This window comes from Paenibacillus sp. FSL A5-0031 (genome assembly GCF_001956295.1).
Classification (GTDB): Bacteria; Bacillota; Bacilli; order Paenibacillales; family Paenibacillaceae; genus Pristimantibacillus.
In genome coordinates, this window is the sequence record NZ_MRTD01000037.1 from 1 (window position 1) to 26,352 (window position 26,352).

The window sequence follows — 26,352 nt, forward strand, 5'->3', positions numbered from 1 at the left end:
GGGAATGGATCGTCCTTATCGTTGATTCCATCCTTGTCGGTGTCTGGATCTTTTGGATTTGTACCTATTTTCGCTTCTTGCTCATCCGTCAAACCGTCGTTGTCATCGTCTGGATCAGTCGAATCTGGAATACCATCTCCATCTGTGTCCAGCTCCAAATCTGGCTCTGTAGTAAAAGTCCATACTAATTTATCAGAAATACCCGCATAGCTGTTTCCGTCTTTATCCTTCAAAGCTCCAGCTGCAATTAGGACGTAATATTCCGTCCCTGGCTCCAAATATTCGACCTTAGGCCCATTACCAGGTTGCGGGAGGATTGGAGGATTGATCGTTACCGTATTTCCCGATATCTCGACTCCCATTTCTCCGAAATTCACTTTGTGCACAACGCTATTGTCAGACTTCTTTCTAATTTCAAAGCTCTTGCCGTTTACTCCCTGAACATTTGTACTAAACGTCAGTTTTAGAGGTGTACTCTGAGATACATCATTTGACCCGCCGGCAGGTGAGTATGCTACAACCCTCAGATCATTTTTTTCAGGTGCCGCACCTGTAGTAAAACTCCACGTTGTCTTGTCCGCAATGCCTGCGTAAAGTGCACTGCTGGTCGTGCTTTTCAGTGCTCCCTCTTCGATTTGAACATAATAAGCAGTATTGTAATCCAAATAATTCCCTGGTGCATCCGGTACCGTTAGGTAAGGATTTATTTTCACTTTATTACCCGATACACTTACATCGCTTATGCTGCTAATTTCAAAAGTATGAGCAATGCTGTCATCGGATTCTTTTTTGATAAAAATCTTTTTACCCGGAATCACTTGTACATTCTCGCTAAAAGTTAGCAACAAATCAGAGTTAGTGGCAACTGCTGAAGCATCATCAACAGGCGATAAAGACGTGACAGTTAGTGGCGAAACACTCTTTGCTGTCTTGAAGCTCCAAATCGTCTTTCCTGTAATGCCCTTATACGTATTGCCAGCTTTGTCCTTAAAGGCTCCATCATCAATCAGAACGTAATAGCCCGTATCGTTAGCTAAACTAGTTGACAATTTAATGGTCGCCTTAGTTCCTGCTAGTGTCAATTTTGCAGTTTCGTTAGCTGCAATGGTTTCCACAACACTGTCATCACTTGCTTTGCGGATGCTAATGTTTTTGCCTGCTATCGCTTCCACGATCTCACTGAAAGTCAGCTGTAAGCTCGCATCTGCCGCCACATCAAGAGCATTATTCGCTGGTGAATATCCAGTAGCTATAGGCGCAGTTGTGTCTGGTGCAGCTTCTGTTTTAAAGAACCATATCTTCCCTGGCTCGCCCATATACATTACGTTTTCGTTCATTAATTGAATGTATTGGAACATGCCATCAAAATCATTATTGTATATGTCCTGAAACGCACCTTTATCCATGAGGATATAATAATAGGTATTGTTTTTCATATTTTTCGTCGGATTTATGGTAACTTTGTTCCCAGAAATCGTTATTTTGCTCGTATCTGTTGAAGTTATTTCTTCTAGCAAAATGGGAGCACTTGGATTTGTTCCATCTGGTGTGGCTCTGCCCGGTTCAAAAATCTTTATTTTCTTGCCTGTTCCAGCCTTCACATTTTCGTTGAACGTTAATGTCATGTCCGTACTGATGGAAACATCCACAGCAGCTTTCGCTGGAACAAATGTTGTCGCCACCGGTCCGACAGTATCTGCTGCCTTACCCGTTTTGAAATTCCATGATTCAATATCTGTATCCTGTACTTGACCATCATGAATTTCGACATCAGCTGATAATCCAGCATAGCCGTTCCCTGCAATATCTGTAAAAGTAGATGGTTCAATCTTCACAAAATAATTCGTCTGATATTCCAGATCCGCTTCTGGATTAATCGTTGCAACATTGTCCAAGACTGTTACCTTTGTCGAATCTCCTGCATCAATTGTTTCTACTAACGTTGCATCGCTTATTAAGATCGGATAATCAGGTCCGTTGATCATTGATAATTCCCGTGGTTTCCAAATCGTTATCTTTTTACCCGCCAGTACCTTTACTTTTTCATCAAACGTTAATTTAAGATTAGCATCCACACCAATATTTTGTGCACCTTTAACTGGAGTTAGTGCTGTCACAACAGGGGCTTGATTATCAACTGGCTCTGACGGTTCAGAAGGTTCAGCATCCAACGCAACAGCAACAGGAACCATAAAGGTTCCGACCATAAAAGGTCCCGCACTGAGCTCAATTGTTTTGTCGACCATATTTGTCGCTGTATTAATAACACTCATATTGCTAGAGCCATAATTAATCGTGTACGCTTGAAGACCATCTTTGGAAACGCCGATGACGTAAGGGTTAGCATCAACATTTATGGTAGCATCCACTGTAAGGGTTGCCGCATTGATTACTGACACAGAGTCATTATAGCCATGTGCTGCAAATATCTTACTGCCATCAGGACTAACTTCTGTTGCAGTCGTCTTGCTGCCAACCAGTATATCCGCTTCGTGAGTTTTTGAACTCGTATCAATTATGTTTACGAAATTAGTTACTAAGTTAGCCACATAAACCTTTGTGCCTGAGGGATTAACCGAGAGTCCGTAAAGTTCCCCCTCAATGGTAATTTCCTTCACAACTGTTTCGCTTATTATATCTATAATCGTAAGTTTTCCGGTTCTACTAGTAACATAAAGATCATTCCCAACCAATGCCATCGCTATAGGCGTAGCTACGGATATTTTTTTCTCCTCTACAAGTGAGGCTGTATTTATAACTGAAATCGAGCTTCCTGAGTCATTTGCCACATAAGCTTTACTTCCATCCTTATTAAAGGCAACGCCATGAGGCTGAACTCCAACTGGTATGGTCGCGATTACCTCATCCTTCGCCGGATCAATAACCGAGACTGTATTGCTTGCTCTGTTGGTTATGAACACCTGCTTCTGATTGGGGTTGATCGCAGCGCTGTTCGGTTGACTTCCTACCGTGATTTTAGCCTTTTCTACAGTCAGATCCGATAGATTAACAACATCGACAGTACCATTGATAAAGCTTGTAATATACGCTTTTTTAAATACAGAAACTTCTCCAGCTCCAGCCGCCTTTACCTTTCTCCCATCCTCCATAAACAATGACGAGCATAGATTGACCATCAGCGCGAATAAAACAATACTGATTATCTTCTTGGACTTTACTAAACTAAGCATATTTTTGACCTCTCTCCCACCGTGTGATTGGCTATTACCATGTTTGGAAGAATCTTATCAATTAGAACTCAACAAAATCTCACAATTCGTCACAACATGTCGAAAAAACAAAAAAAGAACAGAGGACGTTCCTCTGCTCTAATGGTTTATAACAAGATTTTTGATGGATCTAGAACGTAGATAACCTGCTCTTCATATCCAAAGACGGCTCTATTCCAAGCTCTTCGCGGCTGGCCCTCTCATATTTCGTATATAGTCGAAGCATCTTCTCTCTGTTCCCTTGTCTCTCATAAATATCGATCATAAGCTGATTCATCTCTTCATGGAGCGGATAAACAGCCAAATATTTGTCGAGGCGCTGCTCCGCTTGATTCCAGTCATTCGATAATAAATCATCTTCGACTAGCTTTTTGGTCATCGTGGAGTATTGTTTAAAATAAGCTTCCTCCAGTGGTATTTTCCATAGATAGGTTTTCCCATCCAGCAGCGGCCCTTGATACAGCGCACATAAATACTCCATTTGCTCCCTATCCAGCTTCCCCTCGGCAAAAGAGACATTTGAGCGTTGGAACGCTAGCGCATCATACATTTGGTTTCCCGTTTCCATCATGTAGCCATCATTCATTTTGCGTATGCTCATGCCGAGTTCATTTTCTTTCAATATTTTTTTCATAAGATAAATTGTATTGTATAGATTGGAAGAGCTTCTCTCCTCCGGCATATCCGGCCACAACAAATCCATTACCTGCCATTTGCTAATATTGCGTCCCGAATGACACAGAAAATAGGCAAACAGCTCCTCTGCCCTGCGTGTCCGAAAATGTACAGGAACCCCTTCCGAATTGCGAACCTCGAACCCACCAAAGCATTGGATCATAGATAAATCCTTTTGAGGGATGACCATTGTAGTTGAGCGCTGCCGATTAACTAAACGTTCTGTCACCCGTTCAATTGTTGAAGGTGTTACTGGCTTTAAAATATAATCAATCGCTTCTACTCCAAACGCGTCCAGAGCATAGTTCTTGTAAGCAGTTGTAAAAACAATTTCTGTCTGTATCGTTAACGCTCGCACTTTCCGTGCAAGCTCAAGCCCATTCATCTTAGGCATCTCCACATCTATGAAAGCTACGTCGGGCTTAATGTCTTCCATCTTCTCTAGCGCTTCAATAGGATTAGTGAAAGCCCCCACAATGGTGTAATTAGTATTCCGTCCTAAAATAACCTTCATCAATTCCAATATCGGCTTCTCATCTTCAATAATGACAGCCCGAAACATAATCTTCCCCCCTTAATCCTTCATCCAGACTATCGACCAGTTGTTGAGTCATGATTGTCATGATTATTCACCCTATACGATACCATAAGGCAAATACATCGTTATCTTTGTTCCGCTCCCTTGCTCTGAATGAACAGTGAATGCAGCACCAGAAATGGCCTCTAGCCGCTTTCGAATATTAGCGATGGCAATGCCCCCATCCCGCTTCTCACCACTCGTTATTTGACTAAGCAGATTATCCGACATTCCAACACCATCGTCCTCAACGGTTACTTGTATATAGCCATGCCCTTCATTAATCTTTAATGAAACAGTGCCCTCTCCCTCTTTATCAAACAATCCGTGACGGATCGCATTCTCAACAAAAGGCTGTATGCATAAAGAAGGAATCTCTACATCTTGAAGACCTTCATCTACATGAGAGATAAAAGTAAACCGCTCTCCAAACCTAGCCTTTTCGATCTCAACATAGGCATGAATCAATTCAAGCTCACGGTCTAGAGGAACGACTAAATTAGATCGATCCGTATCTAAAATGTAGCGTATATATTGACTGAGCATAGAAAGTAAATAGGCTGCTTTTTCTCCATCTGTATAACAGAAGGAAATAACGCTGCTTAACGCGTTGAACAAAAAATGAGGCTTAATTTGAGCCTGATGAAAAGCTAGCTCATTTTGAATGGCCTCCTGAATGGAGGTTTTCATTGCAATCAATGTTTGGATTCTAGCAAGCAGCGTCTCACCATCAAATGGCTTCGTTATATAATCATTAGCACCTGCCCTGAACCCTAACGCAATATCTGCAGGTGTGTCCTTAACAGTCGCGAAGAGAATGGGCAAATCTAGAATAGAATAGCGGCCTCGCAGAGTACGGCATAACTCAATACCAGAAGTACCCGGCATCATGACATCTAAAATAACAAGATCCACACGAGGATGCTCGTCCATCTTGAACATCGCTTCTTTAGCCGAAAATGCTGTAATCACATTGTATCGATGCTGCTTTAATATATGTAATAAGCTATAAATATTGGAGGCCTCGTCATCCACTATTAAAATGGTATGATCATGATAGCCTATAACGTCGAGCGAGGCGTGATCAACTGTCACTCGCTGCACCATTTCATTTTCTGAGGATGCCGAAGCTTCCCGATAGCCTTGAATATCTAAAGCCCTAGGCAGTGTAAAAAGCATACGAGTTCCTTCACCGATCTCGGACCAATCCACTCGAATTTCGCCGTCCATTCGCTCAACCAGCTTGCGGCTAATGTACAGACCAACTCCCATTCCCATATAACCATCCGTCGCAAGCGTTTCTTCCAGCTGCTCAAAATATTCAAAAACCTTCAAAAATTTATTGCTTGGAATTCCTTTTCCCGTATCCTCAACAGTGATAGCTACCCTATTGTCCAACAACCTCGAATTAACCCTTATCCAGCCATTCTCTGTATGCCTGATTGCGTTATAAATCAGATTATAGAGCACCTGTCTAAGTCTGCTTTCGTCTGCAACTACCCAAATATCCACTTCCACCTGATTGTCTAATCGCACCGACTTCCCAGCTAGCTCGAATTGCAGCACATCAAATACGATCTGGACGGCTACTCGCAAATCCACCACTGACATATGCAGCCTTAATTCTCCATGCTTCAAGCGGCTTACATCAATTAAGTCATGAATTAACATAGATAGCTTAGTGGAAGTATCCTTGATTAACCAAAGATTTTGTTTTTGCTTTGGCTGCAAATTATGATCCTCATCCTCAAGCAAATGAGCCGTCATGTTCATAATACCGTGCAGAGGTGTTTTGATCTCATGAGAGGTACTCATTAAAAACTCATCCTTCAGTTGATTGGAAACGAGCAATTGACGGGAGAGTATTTCAGTTTTCTCATAGGCATTCGAGAATCTTACAGCGAGCAAAATATTGATAATGACAATAAATCCGATAATACCGAATGTTCCCACTAAATTAGTGTCAATGACATTCGTCGAGTAGAGACCATCGTATATGAGAAAAACCATCAAAGAAACGCCGCTCCCAATGAACAGAAGCCATTCTTTCCCTTCAGACGAAGTACTCTCACTGCGTATGTAAAATACAGTCATTTTCAAAATGATATAGGAGACCAACAGCCCTAAATAATATAAAGTTAAACCTTTTACATTAATGTGAACGCTATACGGCAGCAGCAAAACAGCAGCAATATAAAGGATAAATGGCGTTTGAAACAGCTTTAAGTTTCTCGGCGACAATAACCTTGCATCAAATGAACAAAAAAATATAATAATGACCATAGCACTTAAAACTTGGCTCAAATCAAGCAGCTTATAAGTGATGTCGAATGGGATGTTCGGAAGCAGCTGTTGAAATATTTTCTCACCATTCATTGAACGCTCTAAAGACAAGATTAGAAGGTACAACCCGCTAAGCAAGTAAGCTTTATTCCTTCGCCCAAGATAATAAAAGATAAGATGATACGCCCCGAACATACCCATAATTAAAACAAGTCCAATGCCTATGCCTAGCTGTCTGCCATTCATCTTGCTAATATCATAATCCAATCCGAACGAAATCGAATTGACGATCCCCCCAGTGACAAACTCATAATTGGATACCTGAATGACAAGCTCAACTTCCTTCGTTTCCGTTTGAAAAAAAGCGCTAGAAGGCGTATTTCCAGGTTTGTTCAATTTTTTACTCAAGGATGGTTGTCCACTTTCACTTTCCAATTTGCCATTAATAAATAACCGATGAGCCATTCGGATACTTCTTGTTTTCAGACCCAAACCTTCGTTTTCATCTTGGAGCAGAACCTTTAGACGATAGGTCCCAAAGCCTTTTCGAGCCATACCTCCTTTAGCGTTTTTCCCTGTCCAAGTAGCAGGTACCGATAAATAAGAAATTCCCGAATTATGTAGGTGAAAATCGGCAGGCGTAAGCAGCTGTCCTTCGTAAAATTCCCATTCACCATCAAGAAAAACAGGGCCTTCCTGCTCAAGGCTCCAATTAGACAAATCCAGCACTCCCCGCTTTGCTTGCGGCAAGTCCCGGTTAGATTGCGTTAATACCTGCAGGCTGGCTGTCAATAAGATTGTAATGAGTAGAAATACTGCTATTTTGATCAATCTTCCAACACTCTCTCTGTGCAATGCAGCAGCCCCTTCCACGGTTCATAACATTTCGTCCATTTTATCACCACAAGCTCACATAAATCTCTATAATTTTAGGCAAAAAAAAAGACTGTTCCGCGGTCACCAAAGTGACTTACAGGACAGTCCGAAGCTCAAAACTATTCTTTTAAATCCAAGCCTTTAAATTAACCTGACGAATAAAGTCCGCTGGGCTAAGCGTCTCCGCAGCCGTGCTCTCTGGCTCCGCTTCCGTTTCTTCTTCGCCGTTCATAATTCGTTTAAACAATTCTTCATTATGTGTAGCAAGAGCAAAATCAATTAAAGCCTCACGTTCAATGCGGTCAACCTCATCTTGAATGAGTACCTCTTCAAGTTCTACATCTTCATCAGGAATAAGGAAATTACGATTCGCAGAGGGTACTCTGAGCACGTAATCAAATACATTATCCGCATTGCGGTCGTAAGCTATAATATAACCATGTTCCCCGATGGGCAGGTTTTGTTCATATTGGTCAGCCACAATGACGACCTTTGTGCCTAGCTGTAGCATCGTCCTCAACTCCTGTTTCTTCGCCGCTGATTCTTTCACTACTATCCTACTAAAAAATGATAGCGGTGTCCAATCGAAGAGAGTTGATAGACGGAATAATTACATTATTCAACAGCTGAACTTCTACGAAGAACGGTTGCTGATAAGCTAATACACGCTGCAATACATAATATCGTAATCAGAATCGACCACCCGAATCGACTATTATTTTCTATACCTGATACCGCGGCTTGATAGGCAAAACCGCTTAATGCGCCTGGACTCCACCCCAGTACCTTAGGAAACAGCCCCGTCAAAATGGATAAGATGACAGCTCCCCCCAATGCCGAGAACGCCGCAGCCGCCGGACTCCGAAGCAGCGAGCTGAAAAGGAGCGTAATCGTTGCTACAAAGGTGAGCCATAAACCGTAGATAAGCAAGCTGTTAAACACCTTATCCATTGGAGCATCGCCGATCAACAAGTCTGTATAGTACCAAGAAGCAAGATATCCCGCTATAAATGAGCCCCAAGTAAGCAAAACGATAGCTGTCCATTTGGAGCAGATGTAGGATAATACCGAAATCGGCTTTACAAGAATAAGTGATGCTGAGCCGTTGATACGCTCACCAGACACCGTCCCCATACAAACGAGCACGAGAACAAGAACCCCTAGTGTGCCAAATTGCTGCAGTGTTTGTGCAAGAACCTCAGTACCGAGCGGCGTAGGGATTTCGATAACCGTTCCCTCTGGCAAACTTCCTGCCTTCTCCAATATGACAGGCATGAAATAGGTTGATACCGGCTGCATTATACCGAGCAATATAAATACTAATGGCACCCATAGCAGCTTAAAGCTTCGCAAAAGTTCGAGAAGCTCCTTTTGAACCATAACCATGTATCGAGTAAAGCTTGACGTTCCAGCTGAAGGTACAGTAACTGTCTGTAAACGACTCATTTCTTTTGTACTCATGCAGTCACCACCCTCATAAATAAATCCTCCAATGATGAATGACCAATCTCCAATTTGCTTACCTTAATTTGTTCTCTCGTCAATTCTTCAAGCAAACTCCGTCTAGCTGCATCCACTTCGTTTACAGTAAATCGTGCAATGCCATTGAGCAATTGAACATCTTGAAAGAGACTAGTTTTGCTGCTATTCGTAAGGGCTGGCTGGATACGCTCTACATAAGAGGATAACCAGCGTTCTGAATTTGCATCACGTTCAATCTGAAGCTCAATGATCGGTTTGCGATGCTCATTGCGAATCTTCTCAATCGCTCCTTGCAGCGCAACTTTCCCATTCCGAATAATAATGACATCATCACACAGTTCCTCGGCATCATGTAGAACATGAGTCGAAAAAAGCACCGTCGTCTCCCGTTTCAGCTCACGCAGCAATTCAAGCACCTCTCTGCGTCCAATCGGATCAAGCGCTGAAACCGGCTCATCCATTACAAGCAGCTTAGGCTGATGGACAAGCGCTTGAGCCAGACCTAAGCGCTGCTTCATGCCTCCGGAATAGGAGCCTATTCTCCGCTTCGCAGCAGAGGAAATCCCGACACGCTCCAGCAACTCTTTGGCTCGTTTTTTGGACTCTGCAGCGCTGAGACCGCATAATCTCCCTGCATATATCACATATTCCATTCCAGTCATCCAATTATAGAACGACGGTGATTGCGGCAAGTATCCAATCAACTCACGATGATTGCCTGCTTGAGCAGATCCCATAAAATCCATATGTCCTGCGGTCTGCTTAAGCAGACCTGTAATCATCTTAATTGTTGTCGTTTTCCCTGCTCCGTTCGGCCCTAGAAGGGCAACACAGTGGCCTGTCGCAATCGAAAAATCAATTCCAGCTACTGCATCAACTGTACCGAACGTTTTTGTGAGTCCCTTCACCTGAAGCAATGCGCTCATCTTTCATTCCTCCTTCCAGCAATAAAAAAGGCGATCGGGCCAAAAATATTTACAAATATAATAATTAAAACCCACATCAGCTTAGGACCGCGTGTACTCTCCGCCTTAGCACACATTACCAATGCAATCACCATTAAGATCAATTGAATAACGATTATTGGTGCAATGATAGGTAATATATCCGATAATTCGATTTGATTATTCATTATAAAGCCCCCCTAGTTCGTTTTTTAGAAAATGATCAGGCTATTCTTTTCCTTTTCCACGGTGACGTGGAAACCATCCGCTCCGCACAAAAATAAAATAAAAGAGAAGCGGCATCGGCGCCTGAATCAACCCCCATAACCCCCAAAACCAAGGCATACTGTCCCTTTTACGAGCATCAATGAACAGCCACGTTGATTGTGCGATCAAAGCAGAGATAAGCAAAATCCATCCCCAAATCGGTATGATCTTCAGCTCTTCCATGTTCGCACCTTCCTCGGACCAAACGTTATGCCAACAAAACCTATGCCTCCAACGGCAATGACCACTTGAAGCACAGCGAACCATACCAAGTTACGATCCAACATCCACATCATCATTCCAAAAATCAAACAAGCTAACAGCCAAAAAATCAAAAGATCCTTCCATAGCTTTCTTTTCATTTGCTGCTTATGCGCATCCACCATGTCCTCGAATCTTTGCAGCTCTGGAACATGCGGTGCATGAATAACATCAAATCGATTTAATGTCTCTTGCAGTTGATCGTCGAACCACTTCTGATCCTCTATGTCCTCTTTAAGCTTCTTCATGCTCCGTTAGCTCCTTCCGCAGCTGCTTCAACCCATTATGCAGCCTTGATTTTACTGTCCCTACTGGGATATCCAGCATCGAGGAAATTTCCTCTTGTGAGTAGCCGTAATAATATTTCAACAATACCGGTATTCGAGTATCGCTATTCAGATCACCTAATGCTTGAAGCGCCTCAGGCCATTCATCTCCTCGCTGCAAAGTATTGTAGCGAATGGACCTGAGCGACTGCTCCTCTTGCACCCAATGCTTTTCAAGCTCGTTTCGACGAATGCGATCAACAACGAGTCTTGATGCTATCGTTATAAGCCAAGTAGAAAATTTGGCTTTATTCTGAAAGGTCGCTATTTTTTCAATCGCTTTAAGCATCGTTTCCTGTGTGACATCCTCCGCACGTGTTTTGTTCATCGTTACTTTAAGTGCGTATTGATACAGAAATGAATAATTTTGTCGCAGCAGTTCAGAGAGCGCTCGCGAATCGCCGCGAACTGCTTGCTTAATTAGCTTCGTCTCGTCATGCACGAGCGCGCAACCTCCTCTTTTTCATTCACTTGTAGCTTAGACGGTTCACTAGCACATTTCGTTCATTTCCTTTTAAATTTATTTTTTTAAAATAAAACAACTGCGGAAATAGTAGCTCTTCCGCAGCTGTTGAATGGAAACCATATTCTATTGTTTGTTATGACTGCGGCTGTACCAATTCCATACAGGCTGCAAGTCCGCACGATCGAGTGATTTCACACGATATTCGTAAGGGCTGCCTAGAACCCGAACCGCTATTGCAAACAGATTTTTTTTCTGCTGCCAAATGGAGCGGCTTACTCTCATCGTTACAATTTGCGGGCGCCTAACCATATAAGTAGATCGTGATAAAAAACGATTGCGAAGCGTTAACTGGCCTGCTCCCAAATGAACCCCCGCAGCGTTATAGCAGCTTTTTCTCCACAAAATAACTAGCGGCAACAGTATTAGCGACCATAACCCATCTGCTTTAAATAAAACGATTAATGCGGTACATAAAAGCAAAGTAATCAATAACTCAATTCTAACGTAATAAATGAAGGCACGTTTCGGCGCACCGATCAGCTTAGCTCTCGAAGGAATGTTCATTTGAGGAACAAATTCATCGAGTACTTTTTGAATATCGGAAAACCTCAGAAAAGGATGCAGCATAAGCTGTTCCTTTTTGTCCGATGATACGATTTGAAGCTGGATTTCCGCATAACCAATCGCCTGTCTCAGGGGTCCTTCGTTGACGATAACCGCCTGAACCTTTTTCGGGTCAAAAACAAACGATTTTTTCTCAAGCAAACCATAAGAAACTGCAATTTGCCTGCCATCTCTTTTAATGGAGAAGCCGCTATACTTCAGCACGTACAAAACAATAGACAGAAGCCATGCCAGCACAATTCCAATAACGACAACAATTACGATGAGTATGTAGCTTGGCATTAAACTAGTTGAATCCTCGACAACCGTTTCAAAAAAGTGATCCGGGAGAAGCTGATTGATAATATCATCAGCAAAAGAAAACAAACCCGCCAAAAACGCCGCTACGAGTCCAAAATTAGTCGATGTCGCAGCTGCTTGAAGAAGCTGCGCAGCCGATAACGTTATCTCCGATTTTTTGGTGCTGGCCAAGGCAGCCGGAGCTTGCGGTGTAAGCGGCTTATTGTTTATTTTTACAACAACCTGCTCATCAGCCTGTTCATTGACCGCGATATGTTCAACAGCCGGATCAGTCGGTACAACGATCGACGATGCTTGTTTTCTAAGCATGTACTGGATGTCATTTGCTTCTTTTATAGAGAGCGCCGGCAATATACCATCTGCCTTCTTATTGCCGCCAGGCGTCTCGATCTTCACTTGAGCAACCCCGAGTATCCGCTGTATAAGCGGCTGCTCGACGTTAACGGAGTGGATACGTGTATAATAGATCGTTTTCTCATCCCTGAACAACAAGCCTTTTCGAATGATAATACGATCCTCTTCCAGCCAAAATCCAAAACGCTTCCATTCAAAAAAACTAAAGACTAATAATATGAGAGATAACACGGCTGCCCCGGTATACCAGTACCAATTCAAATTAGTCCAACTGGTCCCTTTCAATACGCCGATCAAAATAACAGGAATAAAACCTTTAATCGTATTCAGCAGTCCGAACAATATATAAATTGGATGAAGCGTACGGCGATCATTCATCCTGATCATCCACCTTAGCCAAAATTCCAATTTTACGTTTCAACTGCTCTGCTTCCGATTGCTTCAAACCACTGATTCGATGGGTTGTAGCAGCTGTAACTATCGATACGCTTGCCAGATCATACTTCCGCATCAGAGGACCGCTCTCAAGCTCAACATGCTGTACGCGTACCATCGGAACAAGTACATTGCTCAAAAAGATAAGACCTGATTGAATTTCAAGCTCATCGTCAAATAGCTCATATGAAAATCGCGTATACTTCATTTCTGGAATAACCCAAGTGAACATAATAAAAGAGATGGCAAAAATGGATAATGCGATCCATCCTGGTATTAGCGTCCAATCCCAAATCGTTGCACAACAAAAATAGGCGATGATTAAAGCGAGAAAAATACCATTCGTGATTAACTCGCTAATGCGGTAAACAGTAATATAATCACGATGAAGCCGATTCGTTAACTTTCGATTCATTTCTATAGTTTCCCCCTCTATTTGTTAAGGCAACAGAATAAGCTCCGCTTTGGAACGAGTCAGAGCTCTAGCGCCTTGCTCCATAATTAAATAGCTATTCTCAATACCGACCACGCCTTCTCCCGGAAACGTGAATTTCGGTTCAACTGCGATAACCATGCCGGGCTGCAGAGGCATTTGAAAACCTTTTGCCAGCACAGGCCACTCATCGATTTCAAGCCCAATGCCATGCCCTAGAAACTTCGCTTGATCCGCACCATAACCCATAAAATGATCCGTTAGCTTAGCCGCTGCACAGCTCTCAAGCGCAGCCTCGTAAAGCCTTGCGCAAGGCGTGCCAGGAATCATAAGTTTCTCAGAATCAGCAATTATTGACTCCGACACCTTGTAGGCATGGTGAAGGGTTTCAGAAAGCTTCCCTATTACGGCTGTACGTGTCTGATCGATAACATATCCATCTACACAGCAGCCAATATCAATTAATATAGGTTCATTGCGTTTGATGATCGATCTGCTTACGCTTTGCGGCGATGCCCCGCCAAGACCAAGTCCGCCCGCAGGTCCGTCAAAATACGATGGAACCGCTGCTGCAGCTCCCGAAATAACCATACCGGTCGTTATCTCTTGGTTATAGCCGCGCATGCGCATCAAACCAATATGTCCGCGAATGCGAAGCTCATATTCAACTCGCGCCATCCATTCAAGCTCGCTGATTCCTTCCTTAAGGTCATTCAGCGCCTCGCTTAATGCTTGTGCCACTACTTCGGCAGCTGCCTCGATTCGGCTTACTTCCCATGGAGATTTAATCATTCGCAATCTCCGAATGTGAGCTGAGCCATCCATCAGCTCGCAACGCCCCGTTGTGCCAAGCAGCTCCGTCAGCTTGATGTAAAGCTGCGCTGGAAGCACATCTAGATCGGCGGCTATCCGCAGCTCCTCTCCTTTGTTAAACAAATACGCATAGTTCTTTGCCAACGTTTCTCCAAAAACACGAAAAGCACCGAGCTCCTCTACCCGAATGGCCGTCTCAAGCTTAGCGCGTTGAACGCTGCGACGTACATAAAAGGTAGGTTCCCCAATGCTTGGAATAAATAAATAACCCGTTTGCATAGATCCGCAAAAATAATATAGATCTACATTTTGAGTAATAAGAAAACCATTAATACTTTCTGCTTTCATAACGTCCTGCAATCGCTCTATTCGTTGTTTGATAAGCTCAGCAGGAACATCTGCTTTAATATCCATCACTTCGTTAATCAACTCCTATTTATTTCCCTCCTCTTATTACACCAATTTTCCAAATTTTCGTCAACCTGCTACCAGCTCTGCCGCCCCCTTAATATCCCATTCAATGGCATCCATCACTTGAAACGCTCGCGGATACACGATATGTACAATCAACACAACTCCCGGCCGATTAAGCGTTACCTCATAATCAAAGGTTTCATTTCGATAAAGGTATGGAAAAGTTTTTTCATCATTTACGATCTCAAATACGAGCACCTCAACTCGCTCTCTCAGGAATGATTCCGGCAGCGGCATGCCTTGTTCATCCAGCCTTAAATTTTCCCGCAAATATAAAGTCGCTGCCGCTGCCGCTTCACCCGGAGATAATCGAAGCACGCCATTGCCAAGCGCCGCTGGATCAAGCTGTTGTGCAGCTGCATGCGCAGCTCGATTAATCGCTCGTTTGCTTTGGAACAGAGTGCGCATCGCAAGCTCCTCTTCAACCTGAAGCAAATGAATCGATATCCAGACCGTCATCATCAACACGATAAGCAATAGCTTGTACATCGATTCATTCACCTCTTTCCATTATGGCAAATATTCACTCATTTTCATTCCAAAAGCCCGCATACGCTCGCTTGGCAGCGGAGGTGCCAGACCAATTAATCGATCTATTTCAAATAAATCCTCATACGGGTAGCTAAGTGTCAACGAAATGCCGGTCCCTCTTACAACAGGGGCGCTAGGGTTTGAAGCTGTGACACCGCTCGTTGTAGCTAGTTTATATTCGATCTGGTCAGCCTGCATGCCAAAGCGAGCCATACGCTGCTTAGACTGCTCTTGCATTTCCTCGCTAATGTAGCCGTAGGTACCGCTCGCCCCTATTTCCAGTAAATAATCGACCTCCTGCTGCAAAACAGCTTGTCTAACAATGAGAACATGCTTATATATGGGCGAAAACATAAGCCAGCATAAAAGCCCCGCAAACAAAACGAAAATCAATATTTGCTTCATGGACTCATTTCCCTAATATGGCTGCTTATCGAGCTGCCTGCCCCGTCGATTTGCTTCTTCATTCCCTTATCACCATCAGCAACTGCTTGATAGCAAATAATTACGGCAACAAGCAGCAGCATCGATACAAGTATTGAGCGCAATAATGGAACACCTCCGCTCTACTTTATAAATTTATGCAGCTGAGCTTAAGGAAGCAGAGCGCCAATTTTCGTATTGGCTGCTGTCCCTTGCGATTCGATCTGACTGCTAGTTCCAGTCTTGTCCTCAGCGATGATTGAATTAAACAAAACGATAACAACAACTAGCATCATGACTGTCATCAAAATATTACGCATGCTACCACCTCCTTTCCAAAATAAACGTTTAATGATTAGCCCAGCGATTCAAACAGCTTCTGTCCTTCTCTCACCCATGGATATATAAACACTTGAAAGGTATACAAGATGGGAATTCCCGCGATGACAAACAAAAAATAAGAGGTTGATTCCTTACGGCTTTCTTTAGCCAGCTCCAGCTTCTCTTTATAATCCTCTATACGTACACGCAGCAGTTCGTAATATTGCGGACTCTCATGGAGTCGAAGCGCATCAATCGTTTCTACAAAGCTCAAAGCCTCCTCCGTTCCGAGCCTTTGCTTAAACCGTTGAAGTGCGCCGCCCGCATCGTGATACCATTCAGCCAGAAGCCGTTCAAGATCATAGCGCATCGCTCTCGTAAAGGGTACACATCTTAGAAGCTTCGCATGGACATGCAGTGAGGAATCGGATAAATAAAGAAGCTGCCTGCTAATAATGAATATTTCTTTCGTAATTTGCAGGGTGCGCACCTTCCGAATAGAACGCAGCCATATTAGGTCAACATACAAAACAAGCATCACAATGAGTAAGCCTGGACCCGCATACGACATCGGGATATACGCGTTTATACGCTCATACCATGCAGCAGCCAAGATAATCATCCCGCTTACACCAATTAATAACGATCGCCTTGCAAAAACATACCAAGCTATATCGATGGTTACACCACAGCCTGCGAGCAGCAGCTCCCGCTCTATAAACGATTGGTGCTGCCTTGAAATAACCAAAAGCCACAGCCACTTATCGGGTGCTTGTCTCGTTCGCCACCCGAATACAGCGAGGTGCTTCCATCTCGATGGCCGCTCCGGCCACAGCTGCAAAAGTATATAAATCGCAGCCGCACCGCCTATGAACTGACTAATTAGCAGAGCTAACCGTATTGATGCTCCTGTCCATTCAGGCATTTACTGCCTCCTTTCACATCTTTTTGCGTGAAAGCCACAAACCCATTAGGAACGATGCAAAGATGAGCACCATTGCATTTAGCAGCATATCTCTTCCCATCGGGTCAACGATGTAGTAATAATAAGAGTTATCTTTGTTGTATCTGAGATTAATGCCTACAAATAAAGCTAGGAACAATATTGGCGTGAAGTTAGCTACACGTATCTCCAGCAATCGATTTCGTTCCTGCTCGCCCGCTCTTCTTGCCTTGCGCATATCGGTTAAAAGCTCTTTTAAGCTATCTGCTATAGGAGCTCCCTCAACAAGCGCCACCCGCAAAATATGAACAAAATAATCCGCCCACAAATGGCCAAGTGAAACGGAGAGCAGCCTCAGGCTTGCTTCATCATCGCCTCGAACCGATAAATTACGATACAGCTGTTCAAAAACAAGCTGCATCGGTCCGAGCAGCCTTCTCTCCTCCACCGTGCGCTGCAGCGCAACCCGGACATGCCGCTCACCTGTTACGAGATAACATTGATAAAACAGCTCCACCGCAGGTAAAAAATCCATCTGCGTCTGCATTCTGCGGTGCACCAGCAGTGCTCGTAATATGGTATAAGGGAAAAAACCTAGCAACGCGCCGAACAACAAGGTTCCTTTGACGCTTTGAAAAAATAGGCCCCCAGAAGCAATCCCCGCAAGCAGCAGTAATCCTGATACACAAGCAAAAGTAGCAGGCGTTATTTTCAATCGGAGCGTCTCGAGCAGTTCATTCAAATGATCATGCAGCCAGCTATAACGTCTGAACCCTTCAGTCAGCTTCTTGCGCCAGCCCTTATTTGCCCGGTAAGCCAGCTTGCTTCTAAGCTGCTGCTCAGCCGACCACAGCTTGAACAGGTGATACAACGCGATAAACATTAAGCAAAATAATAAGGATGCCGCTGCTGCTGTGGAAAGTTTATTCATCGTGGTGTCCCCCTGTGATTAGCCTGCTAGCCGACCTCACAGTTGGCTCCATTGGAAATTGCCAATTATTTCGCGACTCATCAAATCTTGCCCAGTCTCGAACGATTGTCTGCCCATTCTCCCAGCATAGCTCCCCTATCCGACTAACGACTCGCCGTCCGCCCAAGTAACTCATTTCAATGCCTACTTCGGTTACATACTGTGTAATTCGTTTTGCGAGTCGTTCAGCGTTCATGCCTCTTCCGTCGAGCATACACATATCGGTTATCGCCTCTGGCACATCCTCCAGCCTATTCGCATGAACGGTCGTCATGCTTCCGGTATGCCCACGCGTGCATGCACGGACATAAATGTTCGCATCCATGTCGCGAATTTCGGCATGGATGATGCGCTGCGGCGACTGCCTGAGCGCGAGCTTAAAAGCTTGATCCGAGCGATGATAGGAATCTTCTTCATCGGTCATATATTCCACAACGTTTTTATTTGGAAAATCACGCCCCAGCATCATCTCAAACCGACTCTCAATCGTAATGATTCGTTCTTCATCAGGCAGCTCAGCAATTAAAGCTTTCATTAAATTGGTTTTTCCTGAGTTAGTTGGTCCAATAATGACCATATTGAATCGTGCAGCTAAGATGGCTTTAAGCAAGCTCTCTACTCGCGCATTAATCGTCTGGTATTCGCGTTTGCTTAATGTCTCAAGACTGAAGCTTCTTACCGTGTAGAATCGAATCGTTAAGGTCGGGTTTGCCGTGAAGCCAAAACCTGTCATCGTAACACGCGATCCATCTCGCAGCATTACCTCTGCCCATCGTTTACGCGGATTGATGCGGTCATTATTGTAGAGCACTAAATTTTGCTGGATGCGCTCCACCTCTCGAATGTCGTTAAAGCGGTAGCCTGAAGCATTTGTAACACCATTCTTTACCGTAAAAATCCTCTCGCCAACGACTTGTATTTCCTCCAAGCCTTCCTTGTCAGCAAGCACCAGCTCCAGAACATTCAATCCTATCACTTCCGCGAATAACGCCTCTGCCAGCGATTGAAACGAATGATTTATATTAGCTGCTCCATGTATTCGAAGCCTAATTAATCGATCCGTAATAACCGCAAGAATTTGCTCACGCTCCTGCGCATAGCCAAGCACAGCACGGTTCAATGTCTCACTGTATTGCCTGCGCTCTTCCTCGCCAAGCCCGTGTGGGGCGCTTAAATAAGTTCGAATATCATCGGCAAGCTTGCCCATCTCCTCTTGTGCGTCCGATGGCAAATAGGAACCAACTTCATCATGCTCACGTTTCTCTTTCTCCGATTGCATTTGAGCTGCGAATTGGGAAGGTGAAAATCGATTTGGACCCGCTGTCACGAACTCGTACCATTGCGATGTGCTAACAGTTTGCGATACCAAGGCTGTACTGCAACAGAAGTGCTCATACTGCGTATATTATGCCTCTTCATCATTGCTTTGGCGGGCTCCTGCATAACCTGCTTGCCCTCCGTATCAACCTTAAGCCACTGTGCATAAGTCCCACTATCCAACTGACTAAAAACTGGCTCGCTTAATTGAAGCTGTCCAAGTGCCTTTGTTCCCAGCTCTTTGCAAATATGCTTCATCTGATAACCTCCGTTTCTCCATGGACCGTTGATAATGACCGAATCGTATTGTTCAGGCGTGACTTCAAATAATGGCGATACTTGTCCTATCCAGCGTCTTCCATCCTCTTGAAAATGCGATAATGCAGGAGTTGTAACGAGTATGCGCGAGCCCGCTCTGCGGATAGAGCAAATAGTCGCTGCGTTGTCCCAATAGGCACCAACATCCATAATGACAAATGCAAAGGTTTGTTCCGCAATCGAAAGCAAATGCTCCGCTTCTTCTGGGGTGAAATATTCGGCCTGATCTCTCATGAGATTGCCGAACAGCACCTGCAAATTCGGCTGGCCTGGCACTGAATATACAGCCCTGCGAAGCTTCTCGGGCGTCAACGTATAGGAACGAAGCTCTGGACGAAGCTTATCCAGCGTTACAAGCGGCTCGTCTACACCGATATACCGATGGATCTTCGCGCTTTTGAGATTAAGGCATAAGTAGCCGATTGGCTTGCCGCATGCTTCCGCCATACGATATGCAGTTGCAAACGCCGCGGTTGTCGTTCCGATATTGGGAGTCGTGCCGATAAATACTGCAAGAGGCGCTGGCGTTCCATTCACAATTACTCAGCCTCCTCTCCAGCAACCAAATCAAGCGATGTCGGACTGTAAGCTACAACCAGCTTCAAAGAGCCTCCCTTGCATAAGCTGTCGAGCTTAAGCCATTGTTCCTCCGACAAATTTAAATTTAAATAATCAATCATTCCGTTAGCTTCCCGCCTTGACGCATACATTTGCTCTTTATTTCCCTCCGCCAGCGAAAATAAATTCGGGTTCTCCATATTATCTATTTCGACGTTGCCAGATGTCTTGACCGAGGCTACAGTAACTGCCTCAGAGAAAATCCTTATCGAGGGAGACGTATCACCTGAAGCGTATAGAAGCACCTTATCACCTGCTCTGATCCCATTCGAAATCGAGCGTATATACTCCTTCGGAATTTGAAATGTCGACTCGCTTCGTCTAGGCTGCAAATAATAATCATCGACCTTCCAGATCAAGAGCGGCTCCCCTTTGCCAAGGGGGATCATCGTTTCCTTCCCAGCAGCCTGCTCCAGCTTCAATACCATGTCGGAGACATAAGCAGACTGCGGAACCAATTTGTACTCTAAATCACTTTCCTTAAGCCGCTCGCCAGCCCCAATAAATCGTTTGGGTACGAGAACAGCTACCGTCTCCTCCCCCTGGATTTGAATTCTTTGCAGCTCATACATGCCATACACGAGGCTTGCCGACAACACCGCAGCTGTTAAACTAATGATTGCATTTCGTCTCTTTTTCATCCCCATTCCTCTCTGAGCACAAAAAAAGAACGCAGCAGCAGCCAACTAAGGCGTACTACGTGCGTTCTTCGCATAATAAAGCTCATATATAGGTTTGCAATAAGTAATTGAGTTCATAATAGCAAATTGAACTTTCATTTGTCTATCATTATTTTTCCAAGTTCAACAACATTCAGTAAAAGTCGACAAAAAAAGCCATTCAGCAGAAGGGAAATCCCCTTCCTATGCCAAATAGCCCTCTCACTCATTAAAAATCAATTAATCCAACGCTGATTAACAAAGCATCATCAACTTTACGCATCGTTTCGTCATCCAAATGCGTAATCTTATCCGTTAATCTTTGCTTGTCGATCGTCCGAATTTGTTCAAGCAATACGACGGAATCACGATCAAATCCATGGGCGGCTGCATCCATTTCAACATGGGTAGGCAGCTTTGCCTTTTGAATTTGAGCTGTGATTGCAGCCACAATTACCGTTGGACTAAAACGGTTTCCAATATCATTTTGAATGACCAAGACGGGGCGAACACCACCCTGTTCCGATCCGACGACAGGCGATAAATCCGCAAAAAAGACATCTCCACGTTTTACAATCAACCTCTACACCCCGCTAACGAGACGGCCTAACGTATGATCTGCTTCTTCCTCCGCTTGAAAAGCTTCCGAGGCCATGTTCAGGTTTATTTTCGCCATTTCCATATACCCGCGCTGCATGGATTCTCGAATTTGACGTTTTTTGCGCTCCACCAAATACAGCTTCATGGCTTGCCGAATAAATTCGCTGCGGTTGGAGTTTTCCTTGGCTACAATCCCGTCAACCTCCTCCAGCAAGTGATCTGGCAGGCTAATCATGATTCTTTTGGTATTTTGTACATTGGCCACCGAACTCGCACCCCCAAAACTTTTCCATAACCTTAATACACATTATGACAATATATTGCCGTCGCTATACTTCAACATATCTATGATAGCCGTATATCAAATATGCTGTATGTTTTCATGTATAGCCATTATAGATGATCTGCCTTACTACATTCGAGATATTTGGCGAAAATCCTCTTCATTTACGAAAAATTGTAAGATGAAACAATTACCAATTCGAATGATGTCTAAGTTAGGGGGTTTTGCACAGCTATTATTTGGTTACCTCTGACATATACGCGAGGTACTCGTGTAGCAAGCATGCAGATTAATTCATAATTTAACGTTCCTAGCTGCTCAGCTACTTCCTCCACTGTAATAACCTCATTGCCCTGGCGTCCAATGAGCACAACCTCTTCACCTGGCTCAATTGGCAACGCTCCCGCTTCAGCAGCATCAAGCGCTATCATACATTGATCCATACATATCGTACCTCGGATTGGCACTTTTACACCCCGTACAAGTCCGTGGGCTTTACCTGTTAGCATGCGACTAAAGCCGTCTGCGTATCCAATGGGAAGCGTACCGATGACTTCTTCGCCTTTTGAGAAATAACGAGTGCCGTAGCTGATTCCCCAGCCGGCGGGTACTTTTTTGACCATAACCACTTCTGTTTTCAGCGTCAAGACCGGCTTCAGCTCCACTCGCTGCTGATTAACTTCTTCAGAAGGATAAAGACCAAACATACTAATTCCTAATCGCAGCATACCGTCCGCAAATTGCGGAGTGTCGATGCCTGCGGCGCTGTTTGCCGCATGAATAATCGGTATAGGCAATCCATTCTGCTGGACATAATCTGCCACTTCTCGAAATCGCTCGTATTGCATGATCGTATAGCTCTTATCCGCTTCATCCGCACGCGCATAATGCGTAAACAATCCTTCAACTTCAACTTGAGGTATCTGCAGCGCCTTTTCAATAAAAGATATCGCAGCGTCTTTCCCGATTATGCCGAGCCGTCCCATTCCAGAATCGATCTTGATGTGAACTTTAAGCTTCCGTCCACTTATGTCAGGCGGCAGCTTTGCAGCTGCGTCCATGATGTCATCCCTGAACAGGCTTATTGTAATATCATTGCTTCTAGCGACAGACAAGGCATCCGCAGCCACGAATCCAAGTACAAGAATCGGGGTTCGGATGCCTGCCTTGCGCAATTGCAATGCTTCATCAAGAAAAGCGACTCCTAAATAGTCCACGCCAAAGCGCTCTGCTTCCCTTGCTACTTCTACCGCGCCATGTCCGTAAGCGTTAGCCTTAACGGAGGCCATTAGCTTGCAGTCCTGTGGCATGGCATTGCGAAAAGCTTGTAAATTATGTCGTAATGCATCAAGTGATAATTCAACCCTAGTCGGGCGATAAAACGAATCCAAGTCTTTCACCTTCTCCTCATCTTTCAGCCACAACAGTCCGAGCAGCAAACATCAATAGCAATAATGTTAAACCTTGCTGCTAAGACTGTCAATGAAACGAACCTCGGAATTGGCTAGTACGTCTTGGAAATTCGCTCTTTTCCCCGCTTTATTTCCCGATTTCTCCCTGTACCGACTGTGCGACCTTAAGCATTTCGGACTCAGGCAGATTTGCACTGGTCAGTCGGAACTGATGACCCTCGTATGTCCAGGTGAGCGTCTGCTGTTCATCACCGCTGAGCTGACCCCACGTAAAGCCTAGATCGACCATCACTCCATCTACTAGGGAGGCTGCTTGATCTTTTGGCTCCGTCTGAATCAACGTGTAGCTATAATCGCCAGTGTAACGTAGCATCAAACCTGGATTACCGCCAAACTTGATATCAACTAATTCCGGCTCGCCCACACCATCTGGAATGTACGAAGGCTCCATTGCTGTGAAATTAGTCGCTTCAGGAGTAGTGCCCGTTGCAGCTCCATCGCCTTCATTTTCTGCAGCATTGCCGCTATTATTCGTTTGATTATTACCGTCTACTGCACTGTCAGTTCCTGGCTTATTCCCGTCTTTGTCCACTTTATTGCCTGGAGTTCCTGCTTCTACTTCAGTATTCGTATTTGTTCCCTTGTTGCTGGGTTGCTCCGGCGTAGTCATCGTTGGCTCTTCCGTCGCTTGATTAGTAGGAGCAGCATTCATGTTTGCTTCTGTCTCAAATACAGCTTTATCAAATTTTGGGCCAAAATCAAACTTGTCAAATTTCACTTCGACCATTACCGTTGCATTCGTATCGCTGACCTCTACCTGAACCGGTTTGTAGTCTGTTTTATTGAGCCAAATTTTTTGACGAGACAATGAACCATTGTTGTAGTTAGCCATGACATCAAACACGTAAGCATCTTGATCGATTACAAATTGCCGCGAGTTATCAACTAGGATGCTTTGAATGAGCGTTTGATACAAATATACTTGCCCTTGGTTTTGCGGCCAATCGCTTTGGAAGCGGAATACTTTATTCAGCTTCGGTGTGAGAACGAATACGCCGTCGTCATTGCGAAGCACGATTTGTGTAATGTCCTTCTCTTCATTTGTCAGCTTGATCCGATAAAATTGCGGCTTTTGATAGGAAACCTCCACCTTGTATTCGAGTGGCTGCTGTCCCGTTCGCAGCGTCATCGTCCCGCTTCCTTGATAGCTCTCCATACTGTTTACTACCTTGTCGAGCTCCTTAACCACGGACTCGGCGTCCTTCGTTCCGCAAGCCGCTAATGCTAATGAAAAAATTAATAATATTGCCGCGGTCCATGTCATGCGACGCATGTAATCATCCCCTCTGCACATTGTTTTTTACTGGCTGATAACATGTCTATGAGGGGACTTGACCAATTATGCGGACTAGTTTGACAAGCAGGGGCTTGGATCAAAATATATAGCTATCTCAGCTCATTTTGACGCGCTAGTTTAATGCTCCGCCGGTTGGCAGCAGCATTGTGGCATCGTGCATTGCGGCATCTAAGCACATAAATACACCTAATCCTCCAACTAAACTGCTCAAATAGATGTACTAGTGCACCTATTTATGTCATTTCAATCATATTTGTTGTGAACAGGTGCACTTCTGCGCTTATTTACACTCTACGATCGGTTCACGCACACTTTAATCACACTTTAATCACACTTTAATCACACTTTAATCACACTTAAAACACTCTACCTGCACTATTTACATACAGTCCAAGCACACTCCTTACATACTTTCAAATGCACGCTCTCTCACGTTACCGGCTACCATTCACAACAAATTTCAAGAATAAAACTAGCTAGTTTAGTGAGCACACACCTGCTAGCAACAGCATCGCGACATCTAAGCGTATAAATACACCTAATCCGCCAACTACTTTTCAAAACTGCTCAAATAGATGCACTTCTGCACCTATTTGTGTAAATTCCACCTCATTTATTAAAAACAAGTGCACTTCTACGTTTATTTACACTCGTCGATCGGTTCGCGCACACTCTAATCACTCTACCAACACACTCTGCCTATACAATTCACATACAGTCCAATCGCACTCCCTGCACACTTCACAAAAGCACGCCCACACATGCAGTCGCCACACCCTACAAGCTCCAAGAATTCAAAACTAACTAGTTTAGTGAACACACTCCAATTAGCAACAGCATCGCGGTATTTAAGCGTCTAAGTGCATAATTACACTTATTCCACCAACTACTTTTCAAAACTTCTCAAATAGATGCACTTGTGCACGTATTTACGTCATTTCCATCTCATTTATTAAAAACAAGTGCAAATCTGCTCTTATTTACACTCCACGATCGGTTCACGCACACCACACTACCAACACTCTATCTACACTATCCATTTACAGTCCAATAGCACTTCTTACACACTTCACAAATGTACGTTCTCTCACGTAACCAGCCGTTATTCCCAACAAATTTCAAGAATGTAAAACTGGCTAGTTTAGTCAGCATACACCTCTTAGCAGCAGCATCGCGACATCTAAGAGCATAAATACACCTATTCCTCCAACTACTTTTCAAAAATGCACAAATAGATGCACTTGTGAACCTATTCTCGTCATTTCCCGCACATTTATTAAAAACAAGTGCACTTCTGCGCTTATTTCCACTCTACGTTCGGTTCACTCACACTCAAATCACACTACCAACACTCTACCTACACTATTCACATACAGTCCAATCGCACTCCTTACACACTTACAAATGCCCCCCACACATCCAGTCGCCACTCCTTACAGTTGCCAAGAATATAAAATTAGTTAGTTAAGTGAGCACACTCCGATTAGTAGCAGCATTTAAGCGCATAAATACACTTATTCCACCAGCTACTTTTCAAAACTGCTCAAATAGATGCACTTGTGCACCTATTCTCGTCATTTCCAGATCATATATTAAAAACAAGTGCACTTCTGCGCTTATTTACACTCCACAATTGGTTCACGAACACTCTAATCACACCACCTTCACAATTCGTATACAGTCCATTCGCACTCCAACACGCTTTTCGAAAGCGTATTTAGACAGCTAAAGTATAGTAGAGGGGTTCCAGGGGTTCCAGGGGTTCCAGGGGTTCCAGGGG

26 protein-coding genes are annotated in these 26,352 nt (G+C 44.1%); all 26 read right to left on the minus strand.

Annotated elements, in window-relative coordinates; genetic code table 11:
* Positions 1-3,191 (minus strand): Ig-like domain-containing protein (locus BK120_RS33140; protein WP_179089948.1); only part of this gene is annotated, 3,191 nt, incomplete at its 3' end.
* A 169-nt stretch (positions 3,192-3,360) separates the two neighbouring features.
* Positions 3,361-4,467, minus strand: coding sequence for a response regulator (locus BK120_RS33145; RefSeq protein WP_076271736.1), 1,107 nt, complete (start codon positions 4,465-4,467; stop codon positions 3,361-3,363).
* Positions 4,468-4,539: 72 nt separating this feature from the next.
* Positions 4,540-7,620 (minus strand): ATP-binding protein, encoded by a 3,081-nt coding sequence (locus tag BK120_RS33150; protein WP_083682733.1) that lies wholly within the window; start codon positions 7,618-7,620, stop codon positions 4,540-4,542.
* Between the two features lie 148 nt (positions 7,621-7,768).
* Positions 7,769-8,152 (minus strand): ATPase, encoded by a 384-nt coding sequence (locus BK120_RS33155; protein WP_076271738.1) that lies wholly within the window; start codon positions 8,150-8,152, stop codon positions 7,769-7,771.
* Between the two features lie 104 nt (positions 8,153-8,256).
* Complete coding sequence (locus BK120_RS33160; RefSeq protein WP_083682735.1) at positions 8,257-9,102, minus strand: ABC transporter permease; 846 nt, start codon at positions 9,100-9,102, stop codon at positions 8,257-8,259.
* Positions 9,099-10,049 (minus strand): ABC transporter ATP-binding protein, encoded by a 951-nt coding sequence (locus tag BK120_RS33165; RefSeq protein WP_076271739.1) that lies wholly within the window; start codon positions 10,047-10,049, stop codon positions 9,099-9,101. Before BK120_RS33165 ends, BK120_RS33160 begins: the two co-directional genes overlap by 4 nt.
* Entirely contained in the window at positions 10,046-10,255 is a 210-nt protein-coding gene (locus BK120_RS33170; RefSeq protein ID WP_076271740.1) for a PLD nuclease N-terminal domain-containing protein, read from the minus strand. The genes BK120_RS33165 and BK120_RS33170 overlap by 4 nt, the downstream gene beginning before the upstream one ends.
* A 40-nt stretch (positions 10,256-10,295) precedes the next feature.
* The gene (locus BK120_RS33175; RefSeq protein WP_076271741.1) at positions 10,296-10,517 is read right to left on the minus strand and encodes a sigmaY antisigma factor component; all 222 of its coding nucleotides are present in this window, start codon (positions 10,515-10,517) and stop codon (positions 10,296-10,298) included.
* Entirely contained in the window at positions 10,505-10,843 is a 339-nt protein-coding gene (locus BK120_RS33180; protein WP_076271742.1) for a YxlC family protein, read from the minus strand. Before BK120_RS33180 ends, BK120_RS33175 begins: the two co-directional genes overlap by 13 nt.
* On the minus strand, positions 10,830-11,363 hold the full coding sequence (gene sigY, locus BK120_RS33185) for an RNA polymerase sigma factor SigY (protein WP_076271743.1): 534 nt from the start codon (positions 11,361-11,363) through the stop codon (positions 10,830-10,832). The genes BK120_RS33180 and sigY overlap by 14 nt, the downstream gene beginning before the upstream one ends.
* 147 nt (positions 11,364-11,510) lie before the next feature.
* On the minus strand, positions 11,511-13,043 hold the full coding sequence (locus BK120_RS33190) for a PH domain-containing protein (RefSeq protein ID WP_076271744.1): 1,533 nt from the start codon (positions 13,041-13,043) through the stop codon (positions 11,511-11,513).
* Positions 13,036-13,515 carry a PH domain-containing protein gene (locus BK120_RS33195; protein ID WP_076271745.1) on the minus strand — a complete coding sequence of 160 codons (480 nt, stop codon included), beginning with the start codon at positions 13,513-13,515 and terminating at the stop codon, positions 13,036-13,038. The genes BK120_RS33190 and BK120_RS33195 overlap by 8 nt, the downstream gene beginning before the upstream one ends.
* Positions 13,516-13,539: 24 nt before the next feature.
* On the minus strand, positions 13,540-14,760 hold the full coding sequence (locus tag BK120_RS33200; RefSeq protein ID WP_076271756.1) for a M24 family metallopeptidase: 1,221 nt from the start codon (positions 14,758-14,760) through the stop codon (positions 13,540-13,542).
* Between the two features lie 63 nt (positions 14,761-14,823).
* On the minus strand, positions 14,824-15,309 hold the full coding sequence (locus tag BK120_RS33205; protein WP_076271746.1) for a hypothetical protein: 486 nt from the start codon (positions 15,307-15,309) through the stop codon (positions 14,824-14,826).
* A gap of 21 nt (positions 15,310-15,330) precedes the next feature.
* On the minus strand, positions 15,331-15,756 hold the full coding sequence (locus tag BK120_RS33210) for a hypothetical protein (RefSeq protein ID WP_076271747.1): 426 nt from the start codon (positions 15,754-15,756) through the stop codon (positions 15,331-15,333).
* Positions 15,753-15,899, minus strand: coding sequence for a hypothetical protein (locus BK120_RS35640; protein ID WP_179089949.1), 147 nt, complete (start codon positions 15,897-15,899; stop codon positions 15,753-15,755). Before BK120_RS35640 ends, BK120_RS33210 begins: the two co-directional genes overlap by 4 nt.
* A 45-nt stretch (positions 15,900-15,944) precedes the next feature.
* On the minus strand, positions 15,945-16,094 hold the full coding sequence (locus BK120_RS35645) for a hypothetical protein (RefSeq protein ID WP_179089950.1): 150 nt from the start codon (positions 16,092-16,094) through the stop codon (positions 15,945-15,947).
* Positions 16,095-16,129: 35 nt separating this feature from the next.
* Positions 16,130-17,020: a hypothetical protein gene (locus BK120_RS33215; protein ID WP_076271748.1), complete on the minus strand. Its 891-nt coding sequence runs from the start codon at positions 17,018-17,020 to the stop codon at positions 16,130-16,132.
* Positions 17,021-17,033: 13 nt separating this feature from the next.
* Entirely contained in the window at positions 17,034-17,969 is a 936-nt protein-coding gene (locus tag BK120_RS33220; protein WP_076271749.1) for a type II secretion system F family protein, read from the minus strand.
* Positions 17,962-19,377, minus strand: coding sequence for an ATPase, T2SS/T4P/T4SS family (locus tag BK120_RS33225; protein ID WP_256711102.1), 1,416 nt, complete (start codon positions 19,375-19,377; stop codon positions 17,962-17,964). Before BK120_RS33225 ends, BK120_RS33220 begins: the two co-directional genes overlap by 8 nt.
* Entirely contained in the window at positions 19,332-20,180 is an 849-nt protein-coding gene (locus tag BK120_RS33230) for a CpaE/TadZ family protein (RefSeq protein WP_076271751.1), read from the minus strand. Before BK120_RS33230 ends, BK120_RS33225 begins: the two co-directional genes overlap by 46 nt.
* Before the next feature lie 2 nt (positions 20,181-20,182).
* The gene (locus BK120_RS33235) at positions 20,183-20,902 is read right to left on the minus strand and encodes a CpaB family protein (protein WP_076271752.1); all 720 of its coding nucleotides are present in this window, start codon (positions 20,900-20,902) and stop codon (positions 20,183-20,185) included.
* Positions 20,903-21,149: 247 nt separating this feature from the next.
* Positions 21,150-21,500, minus strand: a complete 351-nt coding sequence (locus BK120_RS33240) for a type II toxin-antitoxin system PemK/MazF family toxin (RefSeq protein WP_028609438.1) — start codon at positions 21,498-21,500, stop codon at positions 21,150-21,152.
* A 3-nt stretch (positions 21,501-21,503) separates the two neighbouring features.
* Positions 21,504-21,785: a CopG family ribbon-helix-helix protein gene (locus tag BK120_RS33245; protein WP_028609437.1), complete on the minus strand. Its 282-nt coding sequence runs from the start codon at positions 21,783-21,785 to the stop codon at positions 21,504-21,506.
* A gap of 227 nt (positions 21,786-22,012) precedes the next feature.
* Positions 22,013-23,194, minus strand: coding sequence for an alanine racemase (gene alr, locus BK120_RS33250; protein ID WP_076271753.1), 1,182 nt, complete (start codon positions 23,192-23,194; stop codon positions 22,013-22,015).
* A 148-nt stretch (positions 23,195-23,342) separates the two neighbouring features.
* On the minus strand, positions 23,343-24,548 hold the full coding sequence (locus BK120_RS33255) for an outer membrane lipoprotein-sorting protein (RefSeq protein ID WP_076271754.1): 1,206 nt from the start codon (positions 24,546-24,548) through the stop codon (positions 23,343-23,345).
* Positions 24,549-26,352 lie beyond the last annotated feature (1,804 nt).